We start from the raw sequence: 16,352 nt of genomic DNA on the forward strand, positions 1-16,352 counted from the left end.
GTTGCTACTACGCCAGATAAGTGCCTAAGTAAGTGGAGCGCCTCCTGATGGGTTGGGCCAGCAGTATGAGCTAGCTCGGCAATCGATGGATTTTGGCCTGCTCACAGGCGAAGTCCAATGCTGCAATAAGCCTTGCTTTGTGGGTATAACGTATCAGAAATTATATAACTATACTTAGCACAAATAGGATCTAATATAGCAAAAATTTACATTTACTATAGGTCCCGAGCATCATGCTCCTGCAGCAGCTAGCGCTTTTCGCTCTCCACTTTTGAAGCTCACTGGCGCAGCCACGCTATTGTTCTGTATGGCTTTTCCCTCCCACCCTTTCTCTAGTACTTGCTATGAATCAACACTTTATTACTCTCTTAAGGTATTTACGTGTGTTTGTTGCCAAGCTTGCCCGTGGTCGGCAGGCAGGGCTAGTGCTGCTGTTGCTGGCGCAAGCTAGCGTAGTGCAAGCCCAGGTACCCACCGTTACCGGATTGCTGCCAGCGCGAAATGCTACTTCAGCCCCGCGCACGACAAATGTAACCGTGAGCTTCAGCCAAGCGCTGAGCAATACTGCCGCTACCTGGCAGGCACTGAAAGTATTCAGTCAACAGGCCGGCGGTAAGAAAGCCGGCACGGCCTCAGTGAGCGGTAACACCCTAGTTTTCGACCCCAGCTCCGATTTCAGGGGTGGTGAAACCGTATTCGCTACGGTAACTTCAGCGGTGCAGAGCAGCACCGGGGCTAGCTTGGCGACCGGACAGGCCTTTCAGTTCACCACGGCGACGGCCGTAGCGGCAGGCGCTTTTGGTCGCGGCTCGGATGTAGCCGTTGGTACGCGCCCCCAGCAAGTAGCCCTAGGCGACGTAGATGGCGATGGGGACCTCGACCTTCTTACGGCCAACGAGGGCAACACGTCCTACTCCAACGATGGCACCGTGACTGTGAATCGAAATAATGGCATGGGTAGCTTTTCTGGCGCTCAATTAATAGTAGCGGGAGCAAATTTCACGGGGGTGGCACTCGGCGATGCTGATAGTGACGGCGACCTGGATTTGCTGGTGGCCAACACTACCAGCAAGACCGTAGATGTGTACCTGAACAACGGCACAGGTACCTTTAGCAGGCGCCAGCAGGTAAGCATCAGCGATGGTCCGTTGAATGTGGTGCTGGGCGATGTAGATGCCGATGGCGATTTAGATTTTGTTACGGCCAACAAAACCTATACCCAACTGGGGGTAAGTGTGCGGCTAAATGATGGTACCGGAACCTTCGGCGGCGGTCAGGAGGTAAACACTGCTTACCGGACACCCACAAGTGTGGCGCTAGGCGATGTAGACGCCGATGGGGACCTCGACCTGCTCACGGCCAACTACGAGAGTTACGACAATAGTGTGAGCGTGCGCGTGAACGATGGCAAAGGCAACTTCACGGATAAGCAACAAGTAATTGTCGGGAGGAACCCTTATTACGTGGTAGTGGGCGACGTGGACGGTGACGGCGACCTGGACCTGCTCACGGCAAATGCGAACGGCGGCTCGTCGAATCTTAACAGCACCGTGAGCGTGCGCCTGAACAACGGCGCGGGCACGTTTTCGGGAGATCAGGAAGTGCCATTGGATTACGCTTACGCCCGCGCCCTGGCCCTGGGCGACGTGGATGGCGACGGCGACCCGGACCTGCTTGTGGCGAGTGAGAATTCTCCCTCCAACGTGAGCGTGCGCCTCAACAATGGCCTAGGTACCTTCAGCGGCGTTCAGGAAGTGCCCGTGGGCGACAACCCCAACTACATTACGGTGGGCGACTTGGACAATGACGGCGACCTGGACCTAGTGACGGCCAACGGCGGCAGCTCTGGCCTTGGCAACACGACGAGCGTACGCCTGAACCGGAGCGAGGCCTCACCCACCATCACAAGCATCGCGCCGACGGTGGCGCCGGCGGGCAGCAGCATCGTGATTGTCGGCGTCAACTTACTGACCACGAGGAGTGTTTCCTTCAACGGCACCACAACCACCGACTTTACCCTTACCTCCCCTACTCAGCTCGCGGTCAGGGTGCCGGCAGGCGCTACCAGCGGACCCGTCGTCGTAAATACCTTTAGTGGAGCCAGCAACAGCCTGCCCTTCCAGGTGGGGCCTTTCCTGCTGGTCACTTCCGTTGCGCCGCCGCGCAACGCCCTGGCGGCGCCCCGCACCACCAACGTCGCGGCTACCTTCAACCAGCCGCTCAGCAACAATGCCGCGACCCTAGGTTCGCTGAAGGTGTTTAGCCAGCAGGCGGGTGGCAAAAAAGTCGGCACCGCCACCGTGAGCGGTAATACGCTCACATTCAACCCGAACACCGACTTTAAAGCCGGCGAAACCATTCTGGCCACTGTAACGATGGCGGCGCAAAGCACCACGAGCACGCCCGCTACGCCGCACGTTTTTCAGTTCACCACGGCTACCACGCCCAGCCCGGGCACGTTCGGGGGCGGCTCCGAGGTGACGGTGAATTCCGGCGTGGCAGACGTAACCGTGGGCGACATCGACGGCGATGGCGACCTGGATCTGCTGACCTCCGGAAGGGGTAGCCCGAGCCTGATTAACGTACGCCTGAACGATGGCCGGGGCAACTTCACCGGTACGCAGCAAGTGAGTTTACCCGGCTACGATGCTGCCCTAGCCCTAGCCTTAGGCGACGTGGACGGCGATGGCGACCTGGATCTGCTGGCCTCTGGCAGCGCGTTGGTAAGCACCCGCTTCAACAACGGCACGGGCACTTTTAGCACGACGGGCCCTGACCTTTACGTTAGTATTGGCAATGGTTCGGGCGGCCGCATCGCCCTGGGCGACGTGGATGGCGATGGCGACCTAGATGTGCTGACCACGAATGTGGGCGACAATACGCTCGTGAATGGTGCTTATCAGGGGCGGGTGAACGTGTGCCTGAATGATGGCGCGGGCACCTTCAGCCGCACGCAGCAGGTACTCGTGGGCTACGGCCCGCAGGACCTGGCACTAGGTGATGCCGACAACGACGGCGACCTGGATTTATTCACCCCTAGCAACAGTGTCAACACGGTAAGTGTGCGCCTCAACAATGGCCTAGGTACCTTCAGCGGCACGCAGGAAGTGCCGGTAGTGCAAACTCCTAATCATGTGCGAGTCGGAGATCTGGACGGCGACGGCGACCTGGACCTGCTGGCCACCAACGATAGCTACCAGAATAATACGGTCAGCATCCGCCTCAACGATGGCAACGGCACCTTTAGTGGCCGCCTCGAAACGCCCATTAACCTCGACCCTGCCGGCCTGTCCCTAGGCGACGTGGATGGCGACGGCGACCTCGACCTGCTCACCACCAGCACCAACAGCAGAACTGTGAGCGTGCGCCTGAACAACGGCAGCGCTAGCTTCAGTGGCTTTCAGGAGGTGGCCGTCGACATTAGTCCCTATGCCAATACCAACCCAATAAGGCTGGGCGACCTGGACAATGATGGCGACCTCGACCTGATTAATTTTAGTGATTTTGGCAATATGGTGAGTGTGCGCCTGAACCAGAACGAGGCGTTGCCCATCCTCACGGGGATTTCGCCAGCCACGGCGCCGGTGGGCTACCGCGTTGTCATTACCGGCACGAATCTGCTCACAACCACGAGCGTATCGTTCAACGGCGTTGCGACCACCAACGTCGCCTTGCTTTCGGCTACCCAGTTGGCAGTGACCGTGCCGGCCGGCGCCACCACCGGGCCGGTGGTGGTTACTACCTCCGGCGGCGTCAGCAATGGCCTACCTTTCACCGTCGGGCCACTGCTGCTAGTTACCGCCACTTCGCCCCCGCGCAACGCCCCGAGTGCGCCCCGCACCACGCCCGTGGCGGCCACGTTCAACCTAGCGCTCACGAATAACGCGTCGACCCAGCAGGCCATTAAGGTGTTTAGCGCGCAGGCCGGCGGCAAGAAGGTGGGCACCACCAGCGTGAGTGGCAACACTGCTACCTTCACGCCCAGCACCGGCTTCAAGCCCGGCGAAACGGTGTTTACCACGGTTACTTCGGCGGTGCAGGGCGGCAACACTCAGAACTTGATTCAGCCCCAGGTGTTTCAGTTCACGGCCGCCACGGCACCTAGCCCCGGCACTTTCAGCGGCGGCGCCGACCTGGCCGTAGGGCCTAGCCCCACCAACGTGACAACCGGCGACGTGGATGGCGACGGCGACCTGGACCTGCTGGTAGCCAACAGCATCGGCACAACCATCAGCGTGCGGCTGAACAACGGCCAGGGCACCTTCAGCAACGGCCAGGAGGTTGGCGTCGGTGCGGCGCCTTACCAGGTCGTGCTCGGCGACGTGGACGGTGACGGCGACCTGGACCTGGTAGCAGCTACCAGCAACTACTTCCACAACTCCGTGAGCGTGCGCCTGAACAACGGCAGCGGCACTTTCTCGGGTACCCAGGAAGTACGCGTAGGCAGCGGGCCGCACGGGGTAGCCCTGGGCGACGTGGATGGCGACGGCGACCTGGACCTGCTGGCCGTCAACTACGTTAGCTTGGGTGGTAGTGAAAACGGCACCGTGAGCGTGCGCCTGAACAACGGCAGCGGCTCCTTCAGCACAACCGGCACGGAAGCAGCCGTCGGCGCGCATGCGCTGACCATTCGCGTCGGCGATATCGACAACGATGGGGACCTGGATTTTGTGGTAGCTAACTCAGCGGGCACCACCGTGAGTGTGCGGCTGAACAACGGCAGCGGCACCTTCACCGGCAGCCAGGAAGTGGCCGTGGGCTTCAATCCGTACGAAGCCGTGCTGGCCGACGTGGACGCCGACGGCGACCTAGACCTGCTCGCTGTCAATCTTTTCGACTATACCAAGCCGGGTGGCGACTTCAACGCCAGCACCGTGAGTGTGCGCCTCAATGATGGCCAGGGCACCTTCAGCGGCACCCAAAACCTCCCCGTAGGCCAGGAAGCCCAAGGCCTCACGCTCGGCGACGTGGATGGCGACGGCGACCTAGACCTGCTGGCCGCGAACGGCCTGACCAATACCGTGCGTGTGCTTCTCAATAACAGCAGTGGGTCTTTTGGCGGCAGCCGGCAAGTAGCTGTGGGCAATGCGCCCTACGGCGTAAACCTAGGTGACGTGGACGGCGACGGCGACCTGGACTTGCTCACGACCAATTTCGGTAGCAACGCCGTGAGCGTGCGCCTCAACCAAGTGGCCGCCCCCAACCTATTCGCCTTGGCCTCGCTTGCGCCCACACGCAACTCCCTGGCCGTGTCGCGGAGTGCGCCAGTGACGGCCACGTTCACCCAACCCCTGAGCACGAGCGCCGCCACGCAGGGCGCGCTGAAAGTCTTCAGCCAACAGGCTGGCGGCAAAAGAGCAGGCACGGCTGCGGTGAGTGGCAACACGCTCACCTTCAAGCCAAGCACCGACTTCAAGCCCGGCGAAAAGGTGTTTGCCACCCTTACTACCGCCGCCCAGAACAGTACGGGCCAGAACCTAGCATTGGGGCACGTCTTTGAATTTACGACGGCGACCAGCCCTAGCAGCGGCAGCTTCGGCGGTGGCACCGACCCAGCCGTGGGCAGCACGCCTTCCAGCATAGCGACGGGCGACGTAGATGGCGACGGCGACCTAGATCTGCTCGCGGCGAACCTAGATGGCAACACGGCGAGCGTGCGGCTGAACAACGGCAGCGGCGCCTTCAGCGGCAGCCAGGAAGTAAGTGTAGGCCGGGGTCCTGTTCATGTGGTGCTGGGCGATGTAGACGGCGATGGCGACCTGGACCTAGCCACCGCTAACTCCCGAGACTATACGGTAAGTGTACGCCTCAATAATGGCAGTGGCACCTTCGCGGGCAGGGCGAATGTATCTGTCGGCAACACGCCCCACGCACTAGTTCTTGGCGACGTAGATGGGGATGGCGACCTAGACCTGCTGGCCGCCAATTATACCGTGGACAACAACAGCTACGCCAGCACCGTGAGCGTGCGCCTGAATAATGGCCTAGGTGAATTCTCAGGTAGTCAGGATGTATTTGTTGGCACGCGGCCTACGGGCCTAATATTGGGTGATGTAGATAATGATGGCGATTTAGACTTGCTAACAGCCAACTCCAATAAGAGCACCGCCAGCCTGCGCTTCAACGATGGTAGCGGCACCTTCAGCGGCAGCACCGACGTGGAGGTTGGCAGCAATCCGGAAGCTATTGCCCTCGGCGACCTAGACCATGATGGTGACCTCGATCTGCTGGTGGCTAACCCTGCGCTGAACCTCGTGAGCATCCACCTGAACAATGGCCTAGGCAGCTTCTCGGGTAACCAGCAGGTAGCAGTTGGTGCTAACCCGCATAGCTTGGTTTTGCATGACCTGGATGGCGATGGCGACCTGGACCTAGCTACCGTGAGTAGTAGCACCAACGGCGCCAGCATTCGCCTGAACAATGGTACCGGCACCTTCAGCGGCAGCCAGGAAGTAGCCATCGGCACCGCGCCCTACGGCTTAGCTTTCGGCGACGTTGACGGCAATGGCACTCTGGATTTGTTGGCAGCTAATAGCGGCACCAACACCGCCAGCGTGCGCCTGAATACCGCAGGCACATCGGCGCAGGCAAAAGTCCTAGCCACCGCCCCGACTCGCCTGACGGAGCAAGTCAGCCTCTACCCCAATCCTGCCCATTCCTCCGTACAGCTGCACCTACCCGCCGAGCTAGCTCGCCACAGTGTGCAGCTGCGGGTGGTGAACACCCTAGGCCAAGTGGTGGTGCAGCAAAACCTAGCCGGACAAGCTGCGCAAGAGGTGCAACTCCCTAAGTTAGCCGCAGGCGTTTATAATGTGCAGCTTGGTACTAGCCAAGGTACCGTCAACAAACGCCTATCAATTCAGTAACTGTCTTCAAGCGCCTTTTACAGAAAGCCGGTCTATCATGACCGGCTTTTTCGTTTGGACGTAGCCGTCGTTTTCTGCTATAAGAGTAGGCACCGGCACCTCACGATAGACAGGTGCTACATTAATAAAATATGACTATCCTTATAATATTTATCCTTTATTCGGTCTACTGCGTAGATTGCCGATAATCAACGCTTTGCCCTCGACCGAGTCTCCTTTCTTCCACTTATCGTTCTTTCTATTCCAACATCTACATGCCGCTATTGCCAACGCTTTACCTTAGGCCGAACCTAGCTCGGCTGGGAGGCCAACTCTCGTGCGCGCTCCTGCTGTTCGCCAATGCCGCCCACGCCCAAGCGCCTACCGTCACCGGCGTGTCGCCCACGCGCAACGCTCGGTCAGCCCCGCGCACCACGAACGTAGCTGCCACCTTCAGCCAAGCGCTAGGCAATACCGCCGCCACACAAGGCGCGCTGAAGGTCTTCAGCCAACAGGCTGGGGGTAAAAAAGCAGGCACCGCTACCGTCAACGGCAACACGCTCAGCTTCGACCCGAGCACCGATTTTACGGCTGGCGAAACGGTGTATGCCACTATCACGGCGGCAGCGCAGAGCACGGGCGGTACAATGGTCACGCCCCACGTCTTTCAGTTTACCACGGCGGTTAGCCCCAGCTCTGGGGCGTTCGACGGCGGTTCGGAAGTGGCGATAACCGGCAGCGGATTCGAATTCAATACTCTCCAAAAATTAGGCGACGTAGACGGCGACGGTGACCTCGACTTGCTGGCTGTCAGTACCGGAAACACGATAGGCATCCGCTTGAACAATGGCAGTGGCACCTTCAGCGGCAGCCAGGCAGTGCCCGTTAGTCCCAGTCCCTATAACCTAGAAATTGGTGACTTAGATGCCGATGGTGACCTCGACCTGATATCTGTGGGTTGGAACTCCACCACTAATACTTCCTCTATCAGCGTACGACTCAACAACGCAGGTACTTTTTCGGCTGGGCAAGAATTTGTTGCCAGCACCTATGTACGCGAGGTGGCTATCGGCGATGTGGACGGAGATGGAGACCTTGACCTGGTAACCGACAACATTGTACTCATCAATAATGGCAGTGCTAGCTTCAGCAACGGTGCGCCTACCACACTGCCTTTCAGTTCTTATAGATTAGAGCTTGCCGATGTTGATAACGATGGCGATTTGGACCTATTAGGCGCCAATTATTATGACGACGAAGTAGGGGTGCGTTTGAACAATGGGCGAGGAATTTTCTCGGGTACACAGGTCGTGGTGACCGGTGGCGCTCCTTTTGGTTTTTCAACAGGTGATATTGACGGTGATGGCGACCTGGATTTCGTAACGACGGGAGCAGCATGGGACCCCGGCCTTCACATATGTATCAATGATGGGGTTGGCAACTTCCGCCGAGCCCCCAACATCCTTGTCAACAGCAGTTTCATTTTACCTGCCTTGCACGACATTGATGGTGATGGCGACCTCGATTTGGTAGGGGCTGGCGGTGATGCCTCTATTGTCAGGACGTACTTAAACAATGGCGCAGGCACTTTTGGGGGCGGCACGAGCGCAGCGATGGGAAGCGTTGTAAGCAATATCACCCTGGGCGATGTAGATGGTGACGGCGACCTCGATGTCATAGGGCGTGGACAAACGGCTAGTGTTCGGCTCAACCAAGCCGCTGCTTTCACGGCAGCTCCACTGGCGCCCACGCGCAATGCCCGCTCGGCCTCGCGCAACACAGATGTTACCGTGGCGTTCACCCAAACGCCAAGCAATACTCCAGCTACACAACAGGCGCTACGCGTATTTAGCCAACAGGCGGGTGGTAAGAAAGCCGGCACCGCCACGGTCAGCGGCAACACCCTAGCCTTCAATCCGACTACTGATTTCAAGGCGGGCGAAACGGTCTTTGCTACCGTCACAACGGCGGGGCAAAGCAGCACGGGGCAAAGCCTGACGCGCAACGAAGTCTTTCAATTCACGGCGGCCACGAACCCGAGTCCTGGCTTGTTCACGGCGGGTAGCGTCGTGCCAACCGGTACGAACCCCGGCACGGTAGCTTTCGGAGACGTAGATGGCGACGGGGACCTCGACCTAGCTACGTCCAATAATAACAACACGGGCACCGTCAGCATTCGGCTCAACAACGGCAATGCCACCTTCTCTGGCGGCTCGGAAGTAGCCGTGGGCATCTTGCCGCGCCAAGTAGCTTTCGGCGACGTGGATGGGGACGGCGACCTGGACCTGCTCACCGTTAACGTGGGCTTCACCATCAACTACAGCCCGAGCACTGTGAGTGTGCGTCTGAATAACGGCAGCGGCACCTTCGGCGCTGGCTCAGAAGTTACGGTAGGACCCCAATTCGGGGTGGGCACAGGCAAGGCCATTTTCCTAGGTGACATTGATGGCGATAGTGACCTCGACTTTGTGGCTACTTCCAACGTCGGCGGCACCGTCGCCGTGTGCCGGAATAATGGCAACGGCACGTTCGTCGCTGGGCGCATCATGGTTGGTAATGTAGCCGATAGTGCCGTGTTGGGCGACGTGGACAACGACGGTGACCTCGACCTGCTGGTGAGTGAGCCCCCCGGCGGACGAGTTTACGTTCTCCTTAACGATGGTGATGGCAACTTCGGTAGCTACAGCCAAATTGTAGGTGTCGCTGGACCGGGCTTTTCCACTGCCACGGGTATCACCCTCGGCGACGTGGATGCCGACGGCGACCTAGACCTAGTAGCTATTGGCAGCCAAACGGTGAGCATTCGGCGCAATGAAGGCGGCACTTTCTACGACGGCCAACAAGTAGCCGTAGATGGCCAGCCGAATACGGTAGCATTAGCCGACGTCGATGGCGACGGCGACCTAGACCTACTTGCCACCACCGCTAACTCCACCGTCAGTGTGCGCCTCAACAATGGCAGCGGCACCTTCAGCGGCAACCAGAACGTAAGCGGCGGGGCTTATATCGCCCTAGGTGACTTAGATAATAACGGCACCGTTGACTTTTCCTTCCCGAACGCCGCCAACGCCGCCGTTGCTATTCGTCTGAACAACCAAGTGCTAGCCACGGTACCAGCCCAGCTAGCCGAGCAAGTGAACCTCTACCCTAACCCAGCGCACCAGGCCGTGCAGCTGCGCCTGCCCGCTGACCTAGCTCGTCGCAGCGTACAACTGCGCGTGGTCAACACCCTAGGCCAAGTCGTACTCGAGCAGAACCTCGCCGGCCAAACCGCGCAAGAGATACAACTGCCTAAGCTAGCTGCCGGTGTCTACAACGTGCAGCTCGGCACCAGCCAAGGCACCGTCAATAAGCGCTTGTTGGTTAACTAACAGCTGTTATCAACTGCCTTACAAAACAAAAGCCGGCTCCTTCGAGGAAGGAGCCGGCTTTTGTTTTACTACTAAACCTAGCCGAGGCTAGCTTCAACTAGGGGCGACGGTTGATAGCGTTCAGGTCTTCGAAAGCTTGCTTCAAGCGTGCTACGAAGGTTTCTTCGCCTTTGCGCAACCACACGCGGGGGTCGTAGTACTTCTTGTTGGGCGAATCGGCGCCGGTGGGGTTGCCGATCTGGCCTTGCAGGAAGCCTTCGTTTTGCACGTAGTAGTCCTTGATGCCTTCCCACAGCGCCCACTGCAAGTCGGTGTCGAGGTTCATCTTGATAGCGCCGTAGCTGATGGCTTCGCGGATTTCCTCGCGGCTAGAGCCCGAACCACCGTGGAATACGAAGTTCACCGGCTGCGGACCGGTGCCGAAGTGCTCCTGCACGTAGTCCTGCGAGTTTTTCAGGATGACGGGTTGCAGCTTCACGTTGCCGGGCTTGTACACGCCGTGCACGTTGCCGAAAGCAGCCGCAATGGTGAAGTTGGGGCTTACCGAGCTCAGCTCTTTATAAGCGTAGGCCACTTCCGAAGGCTGGGTATAGAGCTTGGAGCTGTCCACGTCGGAGTTGTCGACGCCGTCTTCCTCGCCGCCGGTTACGCCTAGCTCGATTTCGAGCGTCATGCCGATTTTGGCCATGCGCTCTAGGTAGCGCTTGCAGATTTCGATGTTCTCCTCAATCGGCTCCTCCGATAGGTCGAGCATGTGGGAGCTGTAGAGGGGCTGGCCGTGCTGGGCGAAGTGCTTTTCGCCCGCGTCGAGCAGGCCGTCGATCCAGGTGAGGAGCTTCTTGGCGGCGTGGTCGGTGTGGAGTACTACGGGCACGTCGTAGAGCGCAGCCATTTCGTGCACGTGCTTGGCGCCCGAAATTGCACCGGCGATGCTGGCCCGCTGGTCGCCGTTCGGAATCGATTTGCCCGCGTAGAACTGCGCACCACCGTTCGAGAACTGCACCATCACCGGCGAGTTCACCGCCTTAGCAGTTTCCAGCACCGCATTCACGGTGTTGGTGCCCGTCACGTTAACGGCCGGCATGGCGAAAGCATTGGCCTTGGCATATTGGAAAAGCGACGCGAGTTCATCGCCGTACAGGACGCCAGCGCGCAGGCTGGTCAGGGTTTGTGCTTCCATAAAAAGTCAGGAAAACGGGAAATATGAACGGTTGATAGAGAACCGGAAAAGCGGGCGACCCAATTGGTCGGCGGCGCACCACCAGCAGCAAGCAACTGGCGGCGCTCAGGGCCGAAGATAGGAAACGGACTTGGTTAAACTACCTAGCTCAGCTCGCCCAAACGCTAGTAACTGCGGGCCAATTTATCCTTTTCCTAGGTACAAACACCTATTTCGGGGTAATCGTGCAGCAAGGCTACCACCGGATTGGCCACCGCCCCCCCTAGGTGGCAGATCATTTTAGACAACACTTTTACCAGTTGAAGCATCTTTCTGCTCAGCTCACCCGGTTTGCCTTGGCTCGGGCGTCAGCTCCGTGCAACTTCAAGCCCAATGGAAACTCTTGGGTTTTCATTAACCGTCCTTCACACCTACTACCTAGCTATGAACTCGCCTGCCACGCCCCCTACTATTCGCCCTACGCTCTTCTTACTCCGCCTGCTGGCTTGGTGGAAGACCTGGAGCCGCGAGTGGGAGCCTAGCCTTTTCTTCGAAGCGCCCTACGCGCTACCCTCGGCAAAGCTGCGCAAGCAACGCCTCCTCGTCACACGACTTTTCTGGCTCCATACGAGCCTCTGCGTTATGGCTTTGCTTATCAACTGGCTCTATTTGTAAGCTAGGTTCGCAATACTGCCGGTAAACTCCTCTCTGTCTGCTTGGTGCGTCTGCTCGGCCGGATTTATAATCCGGTCGTACGGAGCTGCGGATTTGCAATCCGCGAGTTGCCCAAGCAACTCATCGGCAACTGCGCCAGTCGCTTTGTTCTGCTCGCGGGAATTGCAAATCGCCCTCTCCTATCAGCCAGATTTGCAAATCCGGCCGAGCAGTCGACCTAGCTTACTGCGCTGTAATTTCCAGCACGTGGCTCGTCAGCGCCGAGGCGCTGGCTGTGGAAGCTAGCACGCCCACTTTCATCAGGAAGTCGCCGGAGTAGGTTTGGCTATTTTCGGGGATATTCGACTTGGCGCCGGGCATCAGGTTGATTTCCTGCACGCGGTATTGGCGGCTTGGGTCGAGGCCTTGCAGGCGCACCCGGCCGTATTCTTCGCCGAAGCGCGGCCGCAAGGTGTAGGCAAACACGACGGCCTGGCTACGAGCCTCGTTCACGTACTGCACCACCGCCCGGCTCGTTTCGAGCGGCGACACCAGCCGGTACAAGTCGCCGTGCCAAATGACGTCGCTCAGGCGCTTGTACTCCTTCACGGCTTGCTGGCTGAACTGCAACTCCTGAGGCGTAAACTCTTCTACCCGAATGTCATAGCCTAGGCGACCCATCATGGCCACGTCGGTGCGGAACTTCAGGCTCTGCTGCTTATTCCACGACGTGACGTGCGCCGACACGGCAATGGAGGGAAAGAAATACGAGTAGTTCCACTGAATAAACACCCGCTCTAAGGCGTCGGTGTTGTCGGAAGCCCAGAACTCGGTGAAGTAGGGCAAGGCGCCATAGTCGACGCGGCCGCCGCCACCCGAGCACAGCATCACGGGCACGTGCGGATACTTGCGGCGCATCCGTTCAAACACCTTGTAGAGCCCGTGTAAGTAGTCGATGTAGAGGTTCGACTGCTTGTTTTTGAGGTAGGGCGAGAAGGCATTGGTAATCATGCGGTTGCTGTCCCACTTGATGTACCCTAGGGTCGGATTTTTGGTAAACAGCTCATCGACTACGCCGAACACGAAATCCTGCACTTTGGGATTGGTGAGGTCGAGCACGAGCTGGTTGCGGTAGTAGTGCTCTTCGCGGTTGGGCAGCTTCAAGATCCAGTCGGGGTGATTCTCGTACAGCTCGCTCTTGGGGTTCACCATTTCAGGCTCTATCCAGATGCCGAACTTCACGTTGTTTTGGGTGGCCGTTTGTACCAAATGACCTAGGCCATTCGGCAGCTTCGACTTGGTTTCCTGCCAATCACCGAGGCCAGCGTTGTCGTTGCTGCGCGGGTACTTGTTGCCAAACCAGCCATCATCCAGCAAGAACAAATCGACCCCTAGCTTGGAGGCGTCGCCGATGAGGGCGTCGAGTTTCTGCTCGTTGAAGTCGAAGAAGGTGGCCTCCCAGTTGTTGAGCAGGGTGAGGCGCGACTTGGTGCCGTCGAGTACGCCGCCGTATTGCCGGGCCCAGCGGTGCAGGTTGCGGCTCGCTAGGTTCTTGCCCTGGTGGCTATAAGTGAAGATGAACGCCGGCGTCTCAAACGGCTGATTCGGCGCCAACTGATACTCCGACGCGTACGGATTCATGCCCGATAGCACCCGCAGCGCATTGTGCTCGTCCAGCTCAAACGCCAGCTGAAAGTTGCCCGACCAAGCGAGGGTGCCCAGAATCAGCTCACCTTCGTTTTCGGTAGCGGGCTTGTTGAGGGCGAGCATGAAGTGGGGCGCCTGGTACATGTGGGCCCGCGTACCTAGCTTGCTGTCAATTACTTTGATGCCACTGGTTAGCTCGGCTTCTTGTGGGCGCATCTCTTCGGCCCAGTCGCCGTGAAATTGCGTGAGCCAGTAGTGCGGCGCCTCGAAGTGCAGCATGGCCGAGGCGAACCGGCTCAGTACCACGGGTTTCTTCTCGCGGTGCTGCACCACCATCCAGGTTTTCAGCACGTCTTCGCCGGCGTAGGCGCTGAAGTGCAGCGTTACTTCCACCGGGTACTTGGGGTCTTGCAGCACGATGGCCGTGTGCGTCTGGCCGTTGGCTTCGGCGTCGGTGGTATGGCGCACGTAGCGCAGCTCTAGCGAGGGGTTGCCGTCGTTGTGCACCATCCGGATGGCGGGCTCAAACAGATCATTGAGGCCCGCTGGCACGTAAGCTTCGTGGTTGCCGGTTGGCAGCCGTTGGTAGTCGGTGGCTTGGGCTAGCTTGTCGCCGAAGTAGGTTTGGTACAGCCGCTCCTTTTCACCCACCGACAAAATCAGCGTGGTGTTCTTGGTTTCAATGCGTATCTGCTTGCTGGCCTGCGCCATTGCTGTTGAAGAACTGGTAAGCAGCAGGAATAAACAGAGGAGTAGGTTTTTGGGCATAGAGCGGGCGGGAATAGCTAGGGTAAAGGATGGCAGCAACAAAGCAAAAGCTGCCCTTTCAGGCAGCTTCGCAAGGTACTTAACTTGTTGATTGTAGAGGCGCATACTTGCGTCTCGTCGTTACGGCCGTTGTTTACCTAGGTCATTCTAAGCCAAACCGTTCTGACGTTGTCGTTCAACGACGAGACGCACGTAGGCGTCTCTACACCGTTTTGCGGTCAGCAATAAAGCGGTAGAAATGCTCCAACAAGCTCAGCATGACAGCTTTTCCACTCATTAGCAACATGGTCTAGGCTGCTGCGTTTGCCGCCGCTACTACCGCAAAGGCCTCTTTTGGCGCTTCGCACGTTGGGCAGCAATAGCTAACAATGGCTTCAAATGGCGTACCCGGCGCCACCTCGTTCAGTTCGTCGCCGTAGGTTTGGTCGTAGATGGTGAGGCAACGCGTGCATTGATAGAGCGTGGGCGCCACTGGGCTTTCAGCCGGTTCGGCGGCGGGTTCTTCGGCGTAGAAGGTGCTTAGGCCTAGGTCTTCGCTCGTTTGCAGCTCGTAGAACTGGTTGCACAGCTGAATCAGGTACCAGCTCAGGCTTTCGCGGTTTACCTTCTGGCGGAAACTGATGAAGTCCTTGGAGTTGGGGTTGAAGTCGCGCGTGTGCAGGATTTCAAACTGCTCTTCCCGCAGCCCAATCTGGTTCGGGTTGTGCTGCTGCGACCGGATAACGATGGAGCCGAACAGGCCAGTTTTGGGCTGGGTCTTGATGGCAAAGCACAGGTGAAACGTGCGCACATCTTCCTCGTTGAACTGTCGCACGAGCTCGTACTTGAGGGCTAGGCCTTGCTCGCAGAGGTCTTCCACTTGCCAGTTCAGCTCGTTGGCTGCGTGCCGCACGTTGATGCGGTGTTTGCACAGGGCTGTATCCCACAAGCCACGGTCACCTAGCTCTATCCCTTTGACGATGATGGACTTCCAGGGCGTGGTGTATAGCTGCCCAATGCGCGTCTTCAGGCAGATCTTGCACAAGTCTTTCAGGAAAGCCACCGAAAACAGCTCATCGCGCCGGTAGATGCCGAGCCACAGCTTGTTGCCGTAGCGGTTGAAGCCTTCGTAGTACGGCAGCGTGAAAGTCGGCACCTTCAACGGCACCGTAATCGGCTGCAATACAAAGCTGCCGCCCGCCGCACTCACCAGCCCGTAGAGCAGCGCCCCGTCGGCCGACGGCTGGTCGTAGAACTTGTGCTGGTGGGCAAAAATCACCCGCTCGATGGCGCTGCTGAGACTCGGTATATCCTCGGAGTACACCAACGACGGCCAGCAGTACAGGCTGTTGGTCTTCGGGAAGCGCACGTACAGATACCAGTAATTGTTGGTATCGGAGGCAATGAAATTCAGGTTTCCCGAGAAGAAGGGAATGAAGGTCTGGTTGTTATCAATGAGGTTGATTTTCAGCTGCGGCCGGTAATCGAATAGGTCCAGAATGTCCTTGTATACGCCCTCACGCAGCCAATTGGCATGCTCAAACACGTCTTCCGTCACGTAGGAGCTGACAATGTTCGGGTTCACATCGGCGCTCAACTCGTAGATGATATCCGCCGAAGCTAGCTGCTGTTGCAGGCCGCGCTTCTTCTCATCGGCCACCGTAAACAGAATCTGCTGCCGGTTGCCGAACTGGAGGTGTTCCACATCGGCGCTTTCGGCCGCATCCAAGATAGCCAGCAAGTCCCCCGCCGATACGATGCCGCCGGGCAGGTTGATTTTGATGATGTGGGTTTTCGGTGGCATTGCGTTTTTGTGGGTTTTGTTCTGGTGGGGCGCCTCACCCCTAGCCCCTCTCCGAAAAGGAGAGGGGAACTAGCTTTTAGTATTAGGATTCTAGTCTAGAAGTAGATAGTTCTAAAATGCTAGAA

General features: G+C 58.3%; 6 protein-coding genes. 3 read left to right on the forward strand and 3 right to left on the reverse strand.

The window, feature by feature from the left end:
- Positions 1 to 344: 344 nt before the first annotated feature.
- Positions 345 to 6,866, forward strand: coding sequence for an FG-GAP-like repeat-containing protein (locus BXP70_RS22490; RefSeq protein ID WP_086596375.1), 6,522 nt, complete (start codon positions 345 to 347; stop codon positions 6,864 to 6,866).
- Between the two features lie 254 nt (positions 6,867 to 7,120).
- Complete coding sequence (locus BXP70_RS22495) at positions 7,121 to 10,216, forward strand: FG-GAP-like repeat-containing protein (protein ID WP_086596376.1); 3,096 nt, start codon at positions 7,121 to 7,123, stop codon at positions 10,214 to 10,216.
- Between the two features lie 97 nt (positions 10,217 to 10,313).
- On the opposite strand, the gene fbaA is transcribed toward BXP70_RS22495, so the two are convergent.
- The gene (gene fbaA / locus BXP70_RS22500) at positions 10,314 to 11,396 is read right to left on the reverse strand and encodes a class II fructose-bisphosphate aldolase (protein ID WP_086596377.1); all 1,083 of its coding nucleotides are present in this window, start codon (positions 11,394 to 11,396) and stop codon (positions 10,314 to 10,316) included.
- Positions 11,397 to 11,819: 423 nt separating this feature from the next.
- On the opposite strand from fbaA, the gene BXP70_RS22505 reads away from it, so the two are divergent.
- The gene (locus BXP70_RS22505) at positions 11,820 to 12,050 is read left to right on the forward strand and encodes a hypothetical protein (protein WP_086596378.1); all 231 of its coding nucleotides are present in this window, start codon (positions 11,820 to 11,822) and stop codon (positions 12,048 to 12,050) included.
- A gap of 222 nt (positions 12,051 to 12,272) precedes the next feature.
- Here the strand turns inward: BXP70_RS22505 and BXP70_RS22510 are convergent, their stop codons facing one another.
- Both BXP70_RS22510 and BXP70_RS22515 read right to left on the reverse strand, forming a co-directional pair.
- Positions 12,273 to 14,444 carry an alpha-galactosidase gene (locus BXP70_RS22510; RefSeq protein ID WP_086596421.1) on the reverse strand — a complete coding sequence of 724 codons (2,172 nt, stop codon included), beginning with the start codon at positions 14,442 to 14,444 and terminating at the stop codon, positions 12,273 to 12,275.
- A gap of 289 nt (positions 14,445 to 14,733) precedes the next feature.
- A complete protein-coding gene (locus BXP70_RS22515; protein ID WP_143436633.1) occupies positions 14,734 to 16,227 on the reverse strand; it encodes a rubredoxin domain-containing protein in 1,494 nt (497 codons plus the stop codon).
- Positions 16,228 to 16,352: the final 125 nt, after the last annotated feature.

The organism is Hymenobacter crusticola, from assembly GCF_002154225.1.
GTDB classification, from domain to species: Bacteria; Bacteroidota; Bacteroidia; order Cytophagales; family Hymenobacteraceae; genus Hymenobacter; species Hymenobacter crusticola.

Excerpts from the sequence above, each read along its gene's own strand:
- BXP70_RS22490 (WP_086596375.1), top strand. The coding sequence starts at position 345 with ATGAATCAACACTTTATTACTCTCTTAAGGTATTTACGTGTGTTTGTT.
- BXP70_RS22510 (WP_086596421.1), bottom strand. The coding sequence starts at position 14,444 with ATGCCCAAAAACCTACTCCTCTGTTTATTCCTGCTGCTTACCAGTTCT.
- BXP70_RS22515 (WP_143436633.1), bottom strand. The coding sequence starts at position 16,227 with ATGCCACCGAAAACCCACATCATCAAAATCAACCTGCCCGGCGGCATC.
- BXP70_RS22505 (WP_086596378.1), top strand. The coding sequence starts at position 11,820 with ATGAACTCGCCTGCCACGCCCCCTACTATTCGCCCTACGCTCTTCTTA.
- fbaA (WP_086596377.1), bottom strand. The coding sequence starts at position 11,396 with ATGGAAGCACAAACCCTGACCAGCCTGCGCGCTGGCGTCCTGTACGGC.
- BXP70_RS22495 (WP_086596376.1), top strand. The coding sequence starts at position 7,121 with ATGCCGCTATTGCCAACGCTTTACCTTAGGCCGAACCTAGCTCGGCTG.